The 17,584-nt window shown below is 67.6% G+C and carries 17 protein-coding genes; 15 read left to right on the forward strand and 2 right to left on the reverse strand.

All coding sequences use genetic code 11. The features are described 5' to 3' along the window. The first annotated feature begins 113 nt into the window (after positions 1–113). From J2X65_RS20905 to aroQ, 4 genes are read left to right on the forward strand one after another with little or no spacing between them, the layout of a single operon-like run. Complete coding sequence (locus tag J2X65_RS20905; protein ID WP_310205223.1) at positions 114–821, forward strand: 3-oxoacid CoA-transferase subunit A; 708 nt, start codon at positions 114–116, stop codon at positions 819–821. Then, a complete protein-coding gene (locus J2X65_RS20910) occupies positions 818–1,507 on the forward strand; it encodes a 3-oxoacid CoA-transferase subunit B (protein WP_310205226.1) in 690 nt (229 codons plus the stop codon). The genes J2X65_RS20905 and J2X65_RS20910 overlap by 4 nt, the downstream gene beginning before the upstream one ends. A gap of 11 nt (positions 1,508–1,518) precedes the next feature. Next, entirely contained in the window at positions 1,519–2,724 is a 1,206-nt protein-coding gene (gene pcaF, locus J2X65_RS20915) for a 3-oxoadipyl-CoA thiolase (protein ID WP_310205229.1), read from the forward strand. Positions 2,725–2,755: 31 nt separating this feature from the next. After that, on the forward strand, positions 2,756–3,199 hold the full coding sequence (aroQ, locus tag J2X65_RS20920) for a type II 3-dehydroquinate dehydratase (RefSeq protein ID WP_310205232.1): 444 nt from the start codon (positions 2,756–2,758) through the stop codon (positions 3,197–3,199). A gap of 47 nt (positions 3,200–3,246) precedes the next feature. On the opposite strand, the gene J2X65_RS20925 is transcribed toward aroQ, so the two are convergent. Further along, positions 3,247–3,909, reverse strand: coding sequence for a TetR/AcrR family transcriptional regulator (locus J2X65_RS20925; protein WP_310205235.1), 663 nt, complete (start codon positions 3,907–3,909; stop codon positions 3,247–3,249). Positions 3,910–4,124: 215 nt separating this feature from the next. Here J2X65_RS20925 and J2X65_RS20930 point away from each other — a divergent pair, with 215 nt between their 5' ends. The 10 genes from J2X65_RS20930 to pcaD all read left to right on the forward strand — a co-directional run bounded on the left by J2X65_RS20930 (position 4,125) and on the right by pcaD (position 13,743). Continuing rightward, the gene (locus J2X65_RS20930; RefSeq protein WP_310205239.1) at positions 4,125–4,793 is read left to right on the forward strand and encodes an amino acid ABC transporter permease; all 669 of its coding nucleotides are present in this window, start codon (positions 4,125–4,127) and stop codon (positions 4,791–4,793) included. 7 nt (positions 4,794–4,800) lie between these two features. Further along, the gene (locus J2X65_RS20935) at positions 4,801–5,442 is read left to right on the forward strand and encodes an amino acid ABC transporter permease (protein ID WP_310205242.1); all 642 of its coding nucleotides are present in this window, start codon (positions 4,801–4,803) and stop codon (positions 5,440–5,442) included. Between the two features lie 50 nt (positions 5,443–5,492). Beyond that, positions 5,493–6,326, forward strand: coding sequence for a transporter substrate-binding domain-containing protein (locus tag J2X65_RS20940; protein WP_310205245.1), 834 nt, complete (start codon positions 5,493–5,495; stop codon positions 6,324–6,326). Between the two features lie 40 nt (positions 6,327–6,366). Then, the gene (locus J2X65_RS20945; RefSeq protein WP_310205351.1) at positions 6,367–7,143 is read left to right on the forward strand and encodes an amino acid ABC transporter ATP-binding protein; all 777 of its coding nucleotides are present in this window, start codon (positions 6,367–6,369) and stop codon (positions 7,141–7,143) included. Between the two features lie 61 nt (positions 7,144–7,204). After that, positions 7,205–8,035, forward strand: coding sequence for a ThiF family adenylyltransferase (locus tag J2X65_RS20950; protein WP_310205247.1), 831 nt, complete (start codon positions 7,205–7,207; stop codon positions 8,033–8,035). A gap of 12 nt (positions 8,036–8,047) precedes the next feature. Then, a complete protein-coding gene (locus J2X65_RS20955; protein WP_310205250.1) occupies positions 8,048–9,952 on the forward strand; it encodes a TIM barrel protein in 1,905 nt (634 codons plus the stop codon). Between the two features lie 45 nt (positions 9,953–9,997). Next, positions 9,998–10,729 (forward strand): protocatechuate 3,4-dioxygenase subunit beta, encoded by a 732-nt coding sequence (gene pcaH / locus J2X65_RS20960; protein ID WP_310205253.1) that lies wholly within the window; start codon positions 9,998–10,000, stop codon positions 10,727–10,729. Continuing rightward, positions 10,719–11,414 carry a protocatechuate 3,4-dioxygenase subunit alpha gene (gene pcaG, locus J2X65_RS20965; RefSeq protein ID WP_310205256.1) on the forward strand — a complete coding sequence of 232 codons (696 nt, stop codon included), beginning with the start codon at positions 10,719–10,721 and terminating at the stop codon, positions 11,412–11,414. Before pcaH ends, pcaG begins: the two co-directional genes overlap by 11 nt. Before the next feature lie 38 nt (positions 11,415–11,452). Next, a complete protein-coding gene (locus tag J2X65_RS20970; RefSeq protein WP_310205259.1) occupies positions 11,453–12,556 on the forward strand; it encodes a lyase family protein in 1,104 nt (367 codons plus the stop codon). 5 nt (positions 12,557–12,561) lie between these two features. Further along, entirely contained in the window at positions 12,562–13,743 is a 1,182-nt protein-coding gene (gene pcaD, locus J2X65_RS20975; protein WP_310205264.1) for a 3-oxoadipate enol-lactonase, read from the forward strand. 120 nt (positions 13,744–13,863) lie between these two features. Here pcaD and J2X65_RS20980 read toward each other — a convergent pair whose 3' ends face one another. Continuing rightward, positions 13,864–15,849, reverse strand: a complete 1,986-nt coding sequence (locus tag J2X65_RS20980) for a DEAD/DEAH box helicase (RefSeq protein ID WP_310205268.1) — start codon at positions 15,847–15,849, stop codon at positions 13,864–13,866. A 375-nt stretch (positions 15,850–16,224) separates the two neighbouring features. Between J2X65_RS20980 and J2X65_RS20985 the strand changes: the two genes are divergently transcribed. Continuing rightward, positions 16,225–17,544 carry an NtaA/DmoA family FMN-dependent monooxygenase gene (locus tag J2X65_RS20985; protein WP_310205271.1) on the forward strand — a complete coding sequence of 440 codons (1,320 nt, stop codon included), beginning with the start codon at positions 16,225–16,227 and terminating at the stop codon, positions 17,542–17,544. The last annotated feature ends 40 nt before the right edge of the window (positions 17,545–17,584 follow it).

Raw genomic sequence — 17,584 nt, forward strand, 5'->3', positions numbered from 1 at the left:
TATTATGAACAAATATCAAATATCGCACAAATGTCTTGCTGTCGACCCATCCCGCCTCTATCCCTTGCTCAAGGTGCCCCGAACCATGAGGGCACGGCCCAGGGAGTGACGTCGTGGACAAGAGGGTCGGCAGTGTCGCGGACGCGGTCGCCGGGATCGGCGATGGCGCGCGGGTGATGATCGGCGGCTTCGGCGGCGCCGGCGCGCCGATCGAGCTGATCCACGCGCTGATCGACAAGCGGCCAAGAGATCTCACAGTCATCAACAACAATGCCGGGACCGGCCGGGTCGGCCTGGCGGCAATGATCGATGCCGGCATGGTCGCCAAGATGATCTGTTCCTTTCCGCGCTCCTCCGATCCGCGCGCCTTCACGGAAAAATACCTGGCCGGGGAGATCGAGCTGGAACTGGTGCCGCAGGGCACGCTGGCCGAACGTATTCGTGCCGGCGGCGCCGGGATACCCGCCTTCTACACGCCGACCGCCTATGGCACCGAGCTCGCCATGGGCAAGGTCATCGCCGAGTTCGATGGCCGCCACTATGTGCAGGAGCGCTGGCTGAAGGCCGATTTCGCGCTGGTGAAGGCGCATCTCGGCGATCCGCAGGGCAACCTCACCTACAACAAGGCGGCGCGCAATTTCGGCCCGCTGATGTGCATGGCGGCGGCGACCACCATCGTGCAGGTGTCGCGGCTGGTGCCGGCCGGCGACATCGATCCCGAGAACGTGGTCACGCCGGGCATCTTCGTCGACCGGGTGGTCGAGGTGCCGCATCCGCAGCAGGAAGAAGATCTCGTCCGCGCCGGGGCGGCTTGCGCATGACCCGACACGCCCGGCCGAACAGCAGGCTCTCCAACGCCCAGATCGCCTGGCGCGCGGCGCAGGACATCGCCGACGGCGCCTATGTCAACCTCGGCATCGGCTTCCCCGAGAGGGTGGCGAGCTACCAGCCGCCGGGGCGCGTGGCCATCTTCCACACCGAGAACGGCATTCTCAATTTCGGCGAGCCGCCGGCGGAGGGCGAGGAAGATTGGGACCTCATCAATGCCGGCAAGAAGGCGGTGACGCTGAAGCCGGGTGCTGCGTTCTTTCACCACGCCGACAGCTTCGCCATGGTACGCGGCGGTCATCTCGACGTGGCGATCCTCGGCGCCTACCAGGTGTCGCAGAAGGGCGATCTCGCCAATTGGCGGGTCGGCACTACCGGCGTGCCGGCGGTGGGTGGCGCCATGGACCTGGTGCACGGCGCCCGGCAGGTGTTCGTCGTCACCGAGCATCTGACCAAGGCCGGCGAGCCGAAACTCGTCGAGGCGTGCAGCTTCCCGCTCACCGGAGTCGCCTGCGTCACCCGGATCTATACCAGCCACGCGGTGGTCGACATCGCCGATGGGATGTTCGTGCTGCGGGAGAAGCTGCCGGGGCTGGCGCTTGCCGAGTTGCAGGCAATGACCGGCGCCATGCTGCATGTCCACGGCGAGGTCGCCGACCTCGTCGCGCCGGACCTTTGAGGAGCGGGCGGATGGCCGAAGCCTTCATCTGCGGCTATCTGCGCACGCCCATCGGCCGTTTCGGCGGCGCGCTGTCGGGTGTCCGCGCCGACGATCTCGGCGCGATCCCGCTCAAGGCGCTCATGGCCGCGCACCCGTCGCTGGATCGGGAGGCGGTAGACGATGTCATTCTCGGCTGCGCCAACCAGGCCGGCGAGGACAATCGCAACGTCGCCCGCATGAGCGCGCTGCTGGCGGGCCTGCCGGTCTCTGTGGGCGGAAGCACGATCAACCGGCTGTGCGGCTCCGGCATGGATGCCGTCGTCACCGCCGCTCGTGCCATCAAGGCGGGGGAGGCGGAACTCATCCTCGCCGGTGGGGTCGAAAGCATGAGCCGGGCGCCCTTCGTGCTGCCCAAGGCCGACAGCGCCTTCTCCCGCAAGGCCGAGATCCACGACACCACCATCGGCTGGCGCTTCGTCAATCCGCTGATGCGGGCGCAGTACGGCGTCGATTCCATGCCGGAGACCGGTGACAACGTCGCCATCCATCATCGGGTCTCGCGCGAGGACCAGGACGCTTTCGCGCTGTGCAGCCAGCATAAGGCAAGGGCGGCGCAGGCGAACGGCCGGCTGGCGCGGGAGATCGCGCCGGTGATGCTGCCACAGAAGAAGGGCGAGCCGCTCACGATCGACCGCGACGAGCATCCGCGTGCCACCAGCCTCGACGCGCTGGCGAAGCTGAAGCCGATCAACGCCAATGCCGGCGCCACCGTCACCGCCGGAAATGCCGCCGGGGTGAATGACGGTGCGGCGGCGCTGATCGTGGCCACCGAGGCGGCGGCGCATCGGCAGGGCCTGACGCCGCTCGCCCGCATCCTTGGCGGCGCCGTCGCCGGCGTACCGCCACGGGTAATGGGCGTCGGCCCGGCACCGGCAAGCCAGCGACTGATGGCGCGGCTGGAACTCGCGCCGCACCACTTCGATGTCATCGAGCTCAACGAGGCTTTTGCCTCGCAGGCGCTGGCCACCCTGCGCCTGCTCGGCCTCGCCGACGACGATCCACGCGTGAACCGCAATGGCGGGGCGATCGCGCTCGGCCATCCGCTCGGCATGTCCGGCGCGCGCATAGCCGGCACGGCGGCGCTGGAACTCGGCATCACCGGTGGGCGCTTCGCGCTTGCCACCATGTGCATCGGCGTCGGGCAGGGCATCGCCATGGCGCTGGAGCGCGTCTAGGCGGGCGGCAGCCAACACGGGAAGACGGACGATGGGGCAACGCATTCATGTACTGAACGGACCGAACCTCAACCTGCTCGGCGAGCGCGAGCCGGCGGTCTACGGCACCACGACCTTGGCGCAGATCGCGGAACGTTGCATCGCCAAGGCCGGGGCGCTGGGGTTCGAGGTGGAGTTCCGGCAGACAAACTTCGAAGGCGAGCTGGTCGAGAGCGTGCAGCAGGCGCGCGGCGAGGCGTGCGGCATCATCATCAATCCGGCCGGCTACACCTTCACCTCGATCGCGCTCATGGACGCGTTGAAGATGTTCGACGGGCCGAAGATCGAGCTGCATATCTCCAACGTGCATGCGCGGGAGAGCGTCTATCACAAATCGCTGATTTCGCCGGTGGTGACCGGCGTGATGATCGGCTTCGGCGCCGGGGGCTACGAACTGGCGATCCAGGCGATGGCCGCCTTGACCGGAAAGGCCTGAGGGCGGAGGCGGCCCCAGGAACGCGGCTTGGCCGAGGGGAGGCGAGATCAGTGACGCAGCATGTGCATCACCGTGTCGATGACGGCCTGGCGGCGGTGTGGCAGCACGTCGGGCGCGCCCATGTCATGGCCGAATACCTGCCGGATGCTGGCGCGGTTCGACACGTTGTAAAAGCTGAGCGCGCTGATGGTGAGGTGGATGTCCAGCGCCTCGATGCCCGGCCGAAACAGCCCCTCGGCGACGCCGCGTTCATAGATCTCCCGGATCACGCCGATGATCGACAGGTTGAGCGTGGCGATCTTGGAGGAACTGGCGAGGTGGCGGGCATGGTGGATGTTCTCGATCATCACCATTCGCACGAAATCCGGGTTGTCGGCGTGGTAATCGAAGGTGAAGCCGGTGAGCTTGGTCATCGCCTCGTCCGGGGGCAGGGTGGCCAGATCGAGGCTGCGTTCGAAGCGCCTGATGCGCTCGTACATCTCCTCGATGACGGCCCGGTACAGGCCCTCCTTGTCGCCGAAATAGTAGTAGATCATCCGCTTGCTGGTCGCCGTCTTGGCGGCGATCTCGTCGACGCGCGCGCCGCTGAGCCCGTGCTCGACGAATTCGATGCGCGCGGCGTCGAGAATGCTGCGCCGTACACCTTCCGGATCCTGGGTCCACGACAGCGATTTCCTGTCGGCTCGAACGGGAGTGTCTGTCTTGTCCATCAAGCACCAAAAGGGCGCGCGGCGGCGCTGCCGGAAGGTCGTGTTGAAATGTACCGTCTGGTCCATTCGGCTTGACCAAATGAACTAGTTGGTACATTTTATCATTCGCCAAAAACATCGCGCAAGCCACGCGATCGCATCGGCCGAGCCGCCCGCAGAGGCGCCGGACAAGCAAGCGGACCGACCCGCAGAAGGTCGGCTGTCGAGGAAACGCCATGAACTACGTGCTCGATTTCACGCCCGTCTTCGACGGGCTGCCGGATCTGCTTGCCGGCTGCCTCGGCACCCTGCTGCTCGCGCTGGGCGGGATGGCGATCGCCATCATCATCGGCATCGGCGGGGTGATACTGCGCGACTCCCGCCGCAAGCCGATACGCTGGGCGGTGAAAGGCTTTGTCGAGCTGATCCGCAACACGCCGTTCCTGGTGCAGATCTACTTCATCTATTTCGCGCTGCCTTTGGCCGGACTGCGGCTCGACCCGACGCCGACCGCCATTCTCGCCCTCGGCATCAATGGCGGCGCCTATGCGATCGAGATCATTCGCGGCGGCGTGCAGTCGATCAGCCGCGGCCAGGTCGAGGCCGGGCTGGCGCTGGGATTGCACAAGGGGCTGGTGTTCCGCCTGATCGTGCTGAAGCCGGCGCTACGGGCGGTTTTCCCCTCGCTCGCCAGCCAATTCATCCTGCTCACCCTGACCACCAGTGTCGCCTCGGCGATCTCGGCCTATGAGCTGACCTCGGTGGCGCAGCGCATCGAGTCCGAGAGCTTTCGCAGCTTCGAGGTCTTCGGCGTCATCACGCTGCTCTATCTCGGCATTTCCTGGCTGATGATGAGCTTCTTCTCGACGATCTCGACCCGCTATTTCAGCTATCCGGTGAAATGAGGGAAAGATGGGTCTCGGCGAATTCCTGTTCCTGCTCACCGGGCTGAAATGGACTGTCGCCCTGTCGGCGATCGGCTTCGTCTGCGGCTCGGTCGGCGGACTCGCCATCGCGCTGCTGCGCACCTCCGGCATGCGGGGGCTGGAGCGGCTGGCGGCGGGATATATCGCGCTGTTCCAGGGCACGCCGCTGCTGATGCAGTTGTTCGTGGTCTATTACGGGCTGGCGCTGGTCGGCCTGCATCTCAGCGCCTGGGTCGCCGTTTCCATCGGCTTCACCCTGCATGCCAGCGCCTATCTCGGTGAGATCTGGCGCGGCTCGATAGAGGCGGTGCCGCGCGGCCAGACCGAGGCCGCCAGCGCGCTGAACCTGAAATACGCCTCGCGGATGAAGGACGTGGTGCTGCCGCAGGCGATCCGCATCTCGCTGCCGGCGACCATCGGCTTCCTGGTGCAGCTGATCAAGGGCACCTCGCTCGCCTCCATCGTCGGCTTCACCGAGCTGGCACGGGCCGGAAACATCGTCTCGAACCAGATCTTCCAGCCGCTCCTCGTCTTCGGGATCGTCGGCATCCTCTACTTCCTGATGTGCTGGCCGCTGTCGCTCTACGGCTCGCACCTCGAAAACCGTCTCGCCGTCGCCTCGCGGTGATGGTGCAGCCAAATAAGAAACCGAAAACGCCACTATCAAGGGAGAGAAACATGATCCGCTTTACGCCGACCCGCCGCCTTGTGCTGGCCGCCGCTGTCGCGGCGCTGACCCTGCCGGCGCTCGCCACACATTCCGCTTCCGCCATCACTCCCGAGGAGATCAAGGCGCGGGGCAAGATCATCGTCGGCATCCAGGGCGACAACCCGCCCTGGGGCTTCGTGACCAGTGACGGCAAGCAGGACGGGCTCGATGCCGACATGGCGCGTCTCTATGCCAAGGAACTGGGTGTCGGGGTCGAGTTCGTGCCGCTCGAGGTCAGCAACCGCATCCCGGCGCTGACCTCCGGCCGCGTCGACGTGCTGTTCGCCACCATGGCGATGCTGCCCGAGCGCGCCAAGGCGGTGCAGTTCAGCAAGCCCTATGTCGCCAACGCCATCGTGCTGATCGCGCCGAAGAAGGTGGACATCAAGACCAATGCCGACATGGCCAAGGTCTCGATCGGCGTCGCCAAGGGCGCTGCGCAGGACACCCAGGTGACCAAGAACGCCCCGGCCGGCACCACCATCCGCCGCTATGACGGCGATGCGCCGAGCATCCAGGCGCTCGTCTCCGGCCAGGTGGAGGCCATTGGCGGCAACATCTTCTACCTGCAGCGCATCGAGCAGGCCCGCCCCGGCGAGTTCGAGAACAAGCTCGAGTTCCAGAAGCTCTATAACGGCGCCTGCACACGCCTCGGCGAGAAGGAGGTCAATGCCTCGCTCAACGCCTTCATCGACAAGATCAGGGCCAATGGCGAGCTGAAGAAGCTCTACGACAAGTGGATGAAGGTGCCGGTGCACCAGTTCCCCGACAGTCTCGAAGGCATTCCCTTCTCGGCAAGCTGACGACGGCACCATGGGAGCCCTGGCCATGACGACGCATGCCATGACGACACCTGTCTCCATCGCCAAAGAAGCGACGACGGATCCCATGATCGTCATGGCCGATGTCGAGAAGTGGTACGGCGGCTTCAAGGCGCTTTCCGAGATCAACCTGTCGGTCCGCCGGGGCGAGAAGATCGTCCTCTGCGGACCGTCGGGCTCCGGCAAGTCGACGCTGATCCGCTGCATCAACCGGCTGGAGGCCTGCCAGAAGGGCGAGATCCGCGTCGGCGGCACAAGGCTCGGCGACGACAGCCGCACCGTCGACGCCATTCGACGCGAGGTCGGCATGGTGTTCCAGCATTTCAACCTGTTTCCGCACATGACCGTGCTGGAGAATTGCATGCTGGCGCCGATGCGCGCGCTGAAGGTGAGCCGCGGCGAGGCCGAGGCGACGGCGCGGCGGCTGCTCGACCGCGTCCGGATCCTGGAGCAGGCCGACAAATACCCCGCGCAGCTTTCCGGCGGCCAGCAGCAGCGGGTCGCCATTGCCCGCGCCCTGTGCATGCGGCCGAGCGTCATGCTGTTCGACGAGCCGACCTCGGCGCTTGACCCGGAAATGGTCAAGGAGGTGCTCGACACCATGATCGGCCTCGCCGAGGAGGGGATGACGATGATCTGCGTCACCCATGAGATGGGCTTCGCGCGGCAGGTCGCCGACCGCGTCATCTTCATGGCCGGCGGCACGATCGTCGAGGAGGCGCCGCCCGAGACCTTCTTCACGCACCCGCGCCACGAGCGCACCCGCAAATTCCTCGGCGAGATCCTGCGCCCGCATTGAACTTCGCCACGCGCAACGCCGCGCCGTCGCACGAGCCGTCTGACACAGATCGAGACGCGAGATGATCACCGGGACCACCAAACTCATCGGCCATCTCGGTTTTCCGACCGAGAGCTTCAAGTCGCCGATGATCTACAACCCCTATTTCGAGCGCGAGGCCATCGATGCCATCGTTGTGCCGATGGGCTGCCGCAGCGAGGACTATCCGGGATTCTTGAGGATATTCTTCTGTCTTTCCAATGCACTCGGCGCGCTGGTTACCATGCCGCATAAGGTCGTGACCCTCGCCATTGTCGACGAGGTGCGGCCGACGGCGGCGATCGCCGGTGCCTGCAACGCGGTCCGGAGGGAGGCGGATGGGCGGCTGATCGGTGAGATGTTCGATGGGGAGGGTTTCGTGCGCGGCCTGCTGCGCAAGGGGCGTGAGGTGGCCGGCCGGCGCGGGCTGGTCGTCGGCGCCGGCGGGGTCGGCTCGGCCATCGCCGCGTCGCTCGCCCGGGCCGGCATCGCCGAGCTTGGCCTGTTCGACAGCCACGCGGCGGCGGCGGACGAACTCCGCCGGCGCCTCGTCGGTCACTATCCCGCCTTGCGGGTCGTCACCGGATCGAATGATCCGGCCGGCTACGACATCGTCGTCAACGCCACCCCGCTCGGGATGCGCCATGGCGATCCGCTGCCGGTCGACGTCGCCAGGCTTTCCCCCTCGGCCTTCGTCGGCGAGGTGGTGCTGACGCATGAGATCACGCCGTTCCTCGCTGCGGCGCGCGCGCGCGGCTGCGCCTTCCAGATCGGCACCGACATGCTGTTCGAGCAGATCCCCGCCTATCTCGAATTCTTCGGCCTGCCATCCACAACGCCGGACGATTTGCGCGCCATCGCGCGGCTTCGCTGAAAGGAGCACGTCATGATCCCCTCCATCGCGACCGTCTGCGTATCGGGGACCCTCGTGGAGAAGCTGGAGGCCATTGCGGCGGCGGGCTTCCCGGCGGTCGAAATCTTCGAGAACGATCTCATCGCCTTTCCCGGCTCGCCGGCCGAGGTCCGGCGCATCTGCGGTGATCTCGGCCTGTCCATCGTCACCTGCCAGCCCTTCCGCGATTTCGAGGGCATGCCGGAAGCCCGCCGGCAGCGGATCTTCGACCGGGCGGAACGCAAGTTCGATTTGTTGCAGGAACTCGGCAGCGAGTTGCTTTTCGTTTGTTCCAACGTCTCCCCCGAGGCCCGGAGCGGTATCGACCGGCTGGCCGCCGACTTCGTCGAACTCGGCGACCGGGCCGGGCGGCGCGGCCTGCGCGTCGGCTATGAGGCACTGGCCTGGGGGCGGCATGTCTACGATTACCGCGATGCGTGGGAGATCGTTCGGCGTGCGGGTCGGCAGGAGGTCGGCGTGGTCCTCGACAGCTTCCATATCCTGGCCCGCAAGCTCGAACTCTCGACCATCGGCACTATCCCGCGTGACAAGATCGCCATGGTGCAGATGGCGGATGCGCCGCTGCTGCAACTCGACCCGCTGTCCTGGAGCCGGCATTGGCGCTGCCTGCCGGGGCAGGGCGACCTCGATCTCGCCGGCTTCATGGATGCGTTGGTCTCGACCGGCTATGACGGCGTGCTGTCGCTGGAGATCTTCAACGACCGGTTCCGCGCCGGATCGGCCCGCTCGGTGGCGCTCGATGGCCATCGCTCGCTGATCTGGCTGCTGGATGCGACCGCGCGCCGTCTCGGCCGACCGGTGCCCGGTGCGGTGCCGATGCCGTTGCCACGGCCCGTCGAGGCGGTGGAGTTCATCGAATTCGCGGTGGCCGAGGCGGAGCGGCCCGGCCTCGAAACATTGCTGCGCACGTTCGGCTTCGGGCGAACCGGCCGGCACCACTCGAAGGATGTCGACCTCTGGAGCCAGGGCGACATCCGCATCGTGCTGAACAGCGATGCGGAGGGCTTCGCGCACAGCTACCAGATCACCCACGGCACCTCGGTCTGCGCGCTGGCCCTGCGCGTGCCGGACGCGCAGGAGGCGACGCTCAGGGCGCGGGCGCTGCTGGACGTGCCGCATGCCGGGGCCGTCGGCGCCGGCGAACTCGACATTCCCGCCGTGCGCGGCGTCGGCGGCAGCCTGGTTTATTTCCTCGACCGCGCCTCGGCGCTCGGCCGCTGGTCCGAGGTGGATTTCGAGCCGACCGGCGAAGCTGTTCCGGGCACCGGACTTCTCGGTGTCGACCACGTTTCGCAGAGCATGCAGTACGAGGAGATGCTGACCTGGCTGCTGTTCTATTCCTCGCTGTTCGACACCCATAAATCGCCGACACAGGCGGTGATCGACCCCGGCGGGGTGGTGCAGAGCCAGGTCATCGAGAGCGGCCCGGTCGATGGCGCCGGCCACGGGCTGCGCCTGATCCTCAACGGCTCCCAGAGCCATCGCACGCTTTCCGCCCGCTTCGTCAACGAGCTGTTCGGCTCGGGCGTGCAGCACATCGCATTCGCTACCCGCGACATCGCCTCCACCGTGACGCGCCTCGTGGCCGGCGGCGTGGCCATGCTGCCCATTCCCGAGAACTACTATGACGATCTCGAGGCTCGATCCGACCTTACCGTCGGACAGATCGACGAGCTCAGGACGCTGAGCATCCTCTACGACCGCGATGCCACGGGGGAGTTCCGCCACGCCTACACCGCGCCGCTCAATGGCGGCTTCTTCTTCGAGATCGTCCAGCGCGACGGCTATGCCGGCTATGGCGCGGCAAATGCCGCTATCCGCCTTACCGCGCAGGCCAATCTGCACGCATTCGCGCCCCCGGCATTTGCCGGTCAATGAGCGAACGCCGCTCCCTTCCCGTGGCCGCTTGATGGAGGTGGTGCCATGAGCCTCGTGACCAGCCGACTGATCCTTCCCTATAGTCGAGAGGACGCAGGCGCGCCGCCCTCGCTGCATCCGGACTACCGCTCCACCGTGCTGCGCGCCCCCCGGCTTGCCCCGCTCGCCATTCCCGCGACGCTGACCGAGGTCACCGGCCCCGACGAAGCCTGGGACCGGCTGATGGGCCCGGCGATGACGGATCTCACCGTGCAGCATCGCGGCGCCCCCCACGGGCAGCGCATCGTGGTCGCCGGCCTGGTTCTCGACGAGAGGGCGCGGCCGGTGCCGCACACCATCATCGAAATCTGGCAGGCCAATGCCGCCGGTCGCTACATCCATGCCCGCGACGACTGGCCGGCGCCGCTCGATCCCAATTTCACCGGCGTCGGCCGGGTGGTCACCGACGTCGAGGGGCGATACCGCTTCGTCACCATCCGGCCCGGCGCCTATCCCTGGGGCAACCACAAGAATGCGTGGCGGCCCGCCCATATCCATCTCTCGCTGCTCGGCCCAGCCTTCGCGACCCGGCTGGTCACGCAGATGTATTTCCCCGACGATCCGCTGATCGAGATCGATCCTGTCGCCAATGCGGTGCCGATGCCCTATCGCCAGCGGCTGGTCGCCCGCTTCGACATCGGCATTACCGAGCCGAATTGGGCGCTCGGATACCGCTTCGACATCGTGCTCAAGGGCCGTGGCCAGACCCCGTTCGAGGAGCATCACGATGACCACTGATCTCGAAGCTCTCAACGCCGCGCCGCGTTTTGACAACCAGGATCCGGCGCTGTTCGGCCAGACACCATCACAGACGGTGGGGCCGTTCTTTCACTATGGATTGCCCTGGAAGGGGGGCGCCGATCTGGTCGGCCGTTCCGACATGGGCGCGCGGCCCGACCTCATGCCGCCGGAGCATTTCCTGCTCGCGGAATCCGGCACGACCGGCACGCCGCAAGGCGAGGTGATCGAGATCGCCGGCCGTGTCTATGACGGCCATGGCACGCCGCTGAACGACGTCATGATCGAGATCTGGCACGCCAATGCCGCCGGCCGCTATGCCAGCGCCGAGGACGGGCGCGAGGAGGTGCCGCTCGATCCGCATTTCGTCGGCTTCGGTCGTGCCGCCGCCGATGCGAGCGGCATATGGCGTTTTCGCACCATCCGCCCCGGCCGGGTGCCGGGCCCGGGCAACGCGCTGCAGGCGCCGCATGTCGCGCTTTCCGTGCTCGGGCGGGGATTGCTGAAGCGATTGGCGACCCGGCTCTATTTCGCCGACGGGGAGGGCAACGGGGAAGACCCGATCCTGGCGTTGGTGCCGCAGGAACGCCGGCATACGCTGATTGCGCAACGCCGGTCCGATGGCGTCTGGTGGTTCGACATCGTGCTGCAAGGGGACAACGAAACCGTGTTCTTCGACCTATGAGCCAGTGGTTGCGAACCCGGCCGGCAACCACCGACGCCATGCTAGCCATCTTCGACGATACGTCGACGCTGCGCCATGCCCTCGGCTTCGAGGCCGCTCTCGCCAATGCCGAGGCGGCCGAGGCACTGGTATCACCCGAGGCGGCGGCCGCGATCGCCCTTCTGTGCGCCACCATAGCCCTCGATCCAGCGGAGCTCGCGGCCGAGGCGGCGCATGCCGGCACGCTGGCCATTCCGCTGGTCGCGCGGTTGCGGGCCGGGCTGCCGCAGGCCGCCGCCGCGGTGGTGCATAAGGGCGCCACCAGCCAGGACCTCGCCGACACGGTGCTGTGCTGCCAGATTCGCGACGGCGCCGTGCTGCTGGGGCGGGACGTCGCCGGGATCACGGCCTGCCTTTCCGGGCTGGCGGCGCGGCATGCGACGACTCCGGCGCTCGGCCGCACGCTGCTGCAGGATGCGCGGCCGATCGGCTTCGGCCTGCGCCTCGCGCAGTGGCGGGCCGGCATCTGCGCGGCCGCCGAGCGGCTTGAGGCCGAGGTCGCCCGCCATGCGGTGCTCCAGTTCGGCGGCGCCGGCGGGACGCGGGAGGGGCTGGAGGGCAAGGGCGCGGCCGTCGCCGCCCGGCTGGGCGGTGCGCTCGGCCTGCGGCACGTCGTGCCCTGGCACGCCCGGCGCGGTGGTCTGGCGGGTATCGCGGCGGCGGTCGCCATCCTGATCGGGGCGCTCGGCAAGATGGCGCGCGACATCTCGCTGCTGTCGCAGAATGCCATCGGCGAAGCTTACGAACCGTCGATTCCCGGCCGAGGCGGCTCGTCGGCGATGGCGCATAAGCGCAATCCGACGGGATGCCAGATCGCGCTCGCCGCCTGCCATCGCGCTCCCGGTCTGGTTGCCGGCATCCTTTTCGGAATGCCGGCAGAGGAGGAGCGCGGCCTCGGCGGCTGGCAGGCGGAAGGGCCGGCGATTGCCGAGCTTTTTCTCCTCGCCGCCGGCAGCGCCGCGGCAATGGCCGAGGTCGCGCAGGGGCTGGAGATCGATGTCGCGGCCATTACCCGGAACCTCGCCGCCGCCGGCCTCGGCGAGGAGATCGGCGACAGCGCGGCGCTGGTCGCGCAGCTGCTGGCCGACATGCGGGAAGGATAGGCGCCATGCCCTTTGTCGCCAGTGCCGGCGCCCGCATCTTCTGGAGACTGGATGGCTTGGAGGCGAAGCCGCCGCTGGTCCTGCTCAATTCGATCGGCACCGACCTGTCGCTGTGGGACGCGGTCGTCCCGCATCTGCTGCCGGACTTCCGTCTGCTGCGGCTCGACATGCGCGGCCATGGGGCATCCGATACATCGGGTGGCGATTACACCATGGCTCTGCTGGCGGAAGACGTCGCCGCCGTGATGGACGCGGCCGGTGTCGGGGCGGCCGTCGTGGCCGGTGTCTCGCTCGGCGGCATGGTCGCGATGCAGCTCGCCCTCGACCGGCCCGAGCGGATATCGGCGCTGGCGCTGGTGTGCACCTCGCCGGCGATGGACCGCGGCGCGTGGGAAGACCGCATCATGCGGGTGAGGAAAGATGGCATGCCGGGCATCGCCGATCTCGCCATGGGGCGCTTCCTGTCGCCGGCTTTCGCCGCGCATCGGCCCGTCGTCACTGAAAACTTGCGTCGCAACCTTATCGCCATGGCGGCCGAGGGCTATGCCGGCGCCGCCGCGGCGATCCGTGACATGGAACTGCTCGATCGCCTGCCGGAGCTGGGCGTGCCGACACTGGTGGTCACTGGCGATCGCGACGTCTCCACCCCCTTTGCCGGCCATGGCGAGCGTCTCGTCGCCGATATTCCCGGTGCCGTGCATGTGCGTCTCGATTGCGCCCACCTTGCGCCCATCGAAGCCCCGGCGGGCCTTGCCGCGGCATTCCGCGACTTCCTGGTGCCGGCGGACGATACAAGGCGGGCGGAACAGGTCTTGTTCGAGCAGGGGATCTCCAACCGTCGCCGCGTGCTCGGCGATGTCTGGGTCGACCGCGCGCTTGCCGCGCGCACGCCCTTCAATGCCGAGTTTCAGGCGATGATCACGCGCACGGCCTGGCATGAGATATGGGGGCGGCCCGGTCTCGACGAGCGCACCCGCCGGCTGCTCGTCGTCGCGATCACCGCCAGCCTCGGGCGCTGGGAGGAGTTCGGCCTGCATGTGCGCGCCGGGCTCTCACGGGAGGGTTTCACCCGCGACGAGCTGAAGGAGGTGCTGATGCAGACCGCCGTCTATGCCGGCGTCCCCGCCGCGAATACCGGGTTCGCCGAGGCCGGCCGCATCATCGCCGAGTTGGATGCCGGGGCGTAAAGCGCGAACCCGGCGGCCGGGGCGAGATAGCGGCGCGGCCATTATTCGGCCGGGGCGAACGCCCACAACGATCGGCCCCGCCAGCCGAACCCCGATACCCGGTGACGCCTGCGGCGGCGCTCAGGAGTCGCGGGGCTTCTTTCCCTTCGGCTTGCCCTCGAACGTGCTCGCGCGATCCCGCTTGGGCGGACGTTCGCCGGCGCCATGGGCGGAAGACTTTGCCTCGCGAGCCTTATCGAAGGCGGGCCTGCCATGCGCCGGCTTGCCGTGGGCGGGTTTGCCATGTGCCGCCTTGCCATGCGCCGGTTTGCCATAAGCCGGCTTGCCGTCCGCCGACTTTGCCTGTGCGGGCTTGTCGTGAACGCTCTTGTCCCGGAAGGGCTTCTCGTAGGCCGGCTTTTCATGATGCGGCCTGTCGTGGGACGGCCTGTCGTGGGACGGTCTGTCGTGGGGGGGCTTGCCGCGCATCGGCTTCCCGCGAGCGGGACGTTCCGACCGTTCGCCCGACGGCCCGCCGGGTAGCGGCTCGATGATCACATCGGCGCCGTCCGCCTTGCGCACCGCCTTGCCGAAGCGGTCGGCGGCGGCGAGGCCGACTTCGAAGGCGGTTTCCTCGTCGAAGATGCGGATGGCGCCGATATCCTTGCGCGTCACGTTTCCGCGCCGGCAGATCAGCGGCAGCAGCCAGCGCGGATCGGCATTGTTGCGACGGCCGATATTGAGGCGGAACCACATGCTGCCGCCCTCGCCCGAGGGACCGCCGAAGTCGCGCTGCGTGCCGCGGTCGCGCACATTGCGCGGCTCGCCGGGATCGGCCACCTCCTCCGGAGCCGGCAGGCCGGCGCGATAGAGACGCACCAGCGCCGCCGCCAGATGCTCGGCGGAATGGGCGGCGAGCAGCGTTTGTGCGGCGGCGGCATCCTCCTCGCTGGGGTCGTCGGCGAGCAGGGGATCGACCAGCATGCGCTCATGGTCGAGCTTGCGGATGTCGTCGGCGGTGGGCGGGCCCGACCAGGTCGGCGTGATGCCCACTCCCCGCATCAGGTCTTCCGTCCGTCGGCGCCGGAACGGCGGCACCAGCAGCACGCTCACGCCCTTGCGACCCGCGCGGCCGGTGCGGCCGCTGCGGTGCTGCAGGCTTTCGGCGTCGTTCGGCAGATCGGCATGGATGACGAGGCCGAGATTCGGCAGATCGATGCCGCGCGCGGCGACATCGGTGGCGACGCAGACCCGCGCCCGACCGTCCCGCAGCGCCTGCAAGGCGTGATTGCGCTCGTTCTGGCTGAGTTCGCCGGACAGCGCCACCGCGGAGAATTGCCGCTCCTGCAGCATCGCATGCAGGCGCCGCACCGCTTCGCGCGTGTTGCAGAACACGATGGCGCTCGGCGTATCGTAGTAGCGCAGCACGTTGACGACCGCATGGTCGAGCTCGGTGGGGGCGATACGCATCGTGCGGTATTCGATGTCGGCGTGGCCGCCTTCGGCGCTCGCCACTTCAATGCGCAGCGCGTCGTGCTGGTACCGCTTGGCCAGCGCGGTGATGCCGCGCGGCATGGTGGCGGAGAACAGCAGGCTGCGCCGCTCCGGCGGCGTGGCGTCGAGAATGAATTCGAGGTCCTCGCGAAAGCCGAGATCCAGCATTTCGTCGGCCTCGTCGAGGACGGCGACCCGCAATGCCGAGAGGTCGAGCCGGCCGCGTTCGAGGTGGTCGCGCAGGCGACCGGGCGTGCCGACGACGATGTGCGCGCCCTGGTTCAGCAGGCGCTGCTCGGCGCGCGCATCCATGCCGCCGACGCAGGAGACGATGCGAGCCCCCGTCGCCGCATAGAGCCAGGTGAATTCGCGCTGGACCTGCAATGCCAGTTCCCGGGTGGGAGCCACCACCAGCGCTTGCGGGGCGGTCGCAGGGGCAAAATGTTCCGCGGTGCCAAGCAGGGTCTCGGCCATGGCCAGTCCATAGGCGACGGTCTTGCCGGAGCCGGTCTGTGCGGAAACCAGCAGGTCGCGACCCGCGGCCTCGGGTGCCAGCACCGCGAGCTGGACCGGCGTCGGGTTGTTGTATTCGCGTTCTGCCAAGGCGCGGGCGAGCGCCGGATTTGTCGTCATGAAGGGCACGGCTGGTTCCGCCTATCTCGCAATGTCGTCAGGCGTCGAACGGAAGCCATCGGAAGGGATCACGCCGCCACTTTAATCGAGCGGCAGTTCGGATGCCACGCCTCCCGCGCAATGATCCCGCGATGCGTTCATGTCGCCGACGCAGATCGACAGCCGAACGGCCGCGACGATGGTCCCGTGCCGCCCCCCGCGCCCGCCGCGGGGGTGAAGCGTGCCCTAGGCAATCTGCCCATTTCGTAGGCGCGCCTATGCGGAGAGCAGACAAACCAAGCTTCGTGTGTTGGCGATACTTCCCGGCCGCTGCGCCGCCTTACCTTCTGCTTCGCGTCGGCGGCTCTCCGGTGCGGTCATAGGGAGTAAGGTGCGTTGCCTGCAAATCCGTTTCATCTCGCCTGGTTTCTCCAAGGTTCAAGTATCCAGGCCTGGGGAGAGCCGTGGACCGGCAACATCGCGCAGGAATGGATGACCGCCGATATGTTCCTCGACCTGGTACGGTCGATGGAGCGCGCATGCTTCGACTACATTCTCATCGAGGATTCGATCTATATCGGCCAGAACTGGCAGAATTCGCGCGACATCTTCCTGAAGGGCGGCATCTGCGCGCCGCGGCAGGAGCCCTCGGTCGTCGCAACGCTGATGGCCGCCGCCACCAGGCGGCTCGGCATCGTGCCGACGCTCTCGACCTTCGCCTACCACCCCTATCTGACCGCGCGCATCGTCGGCTCGCTCGACCAGATCTCCGGCGGGCGGGCGGGCTGGAACATGGTCACCGGCTCATCGGACTTCTCGGCCCAGAATTTCGGCATGGAGAAGCTGCCCGAGCATGACCAGCGCTATGTGATGGCGCAGGAATATATCGACATCGTAAAGGGGCTGTGGGGCTCCTGGGAGCCGGGCGCCATACTCGACGACCGCGAGAACGGCATCCTTATCGACCCCGCCAAGGTCCACACCATCGACTATAAGGGCCAGTATTACGCCTCCCGCGGCCCGCTGAACTCCGGGCCGTGCCCGCAGGGCCAGCCGGTGATCGCCCAGGCCGGCGGCTCCAAGAGCGGACGCACCATCGCCGCCACCCATGCCGACACCATCGTCGCGGCGCCGAACGGCGTTGCCGCCATGAAGCAGTATCGCGACGACGTCCGCGCCCAGATGGCGGCGATGGGACGCGACCCGGACAGCTGCAAGATACTCTTCCTGCTCTCGCCGATCGTCGCCGAGACCGAGGACCAGGCGAAGTGGTTCGCCGACCAGCGCCGCGTCTCGGCCGCCGCCAACCTCGACGCCCGCATGGCGCGCTTCGGCTGGAGCACCAATCTCGACCTCTCCAGCCTCGACCTCGATACGCCGGTGAGCCAACTCAGCCTGACCACCAACGGCCACCAGTCGAGCCTCTCGCAGTTCCTCACCCGCGCCGGCGACAAGCCGCTGCGCGAGGCGATGATCGACCATGTGAGCTGCGGCTACTGCGTCGACGTGGTCGGCACGCCGGACAGTGTCGCCAGCCAGATGGAGGACATCATGGCGGAGGTCGGCGGCGACGGCTTCCTCCTGGCGCTCGGCGATGTCAGCCGTCGTTCGGTCGCCACCATCATGGACGGCCTCGTGCCGGTGCTGCAGCGCCGTGGCCTTACCCGCCGTGCCTACGCCCACGAGCAACTGCGCGACAACCTGCTCGAGTTCTGACCGCCGCCATCCCGCGATCTCCCCTTTTGAAGACAGGACG

It is taken from the genome of Ancylobacter sp. 3268, assembly GCF_031456575.1.
Classification (GTDB): domain Bacteria; phylum Pseudomonadota; class Alphaproteobacteria; order Rhizobiales; family Xanthobacteraceae; genus Ancylobacter.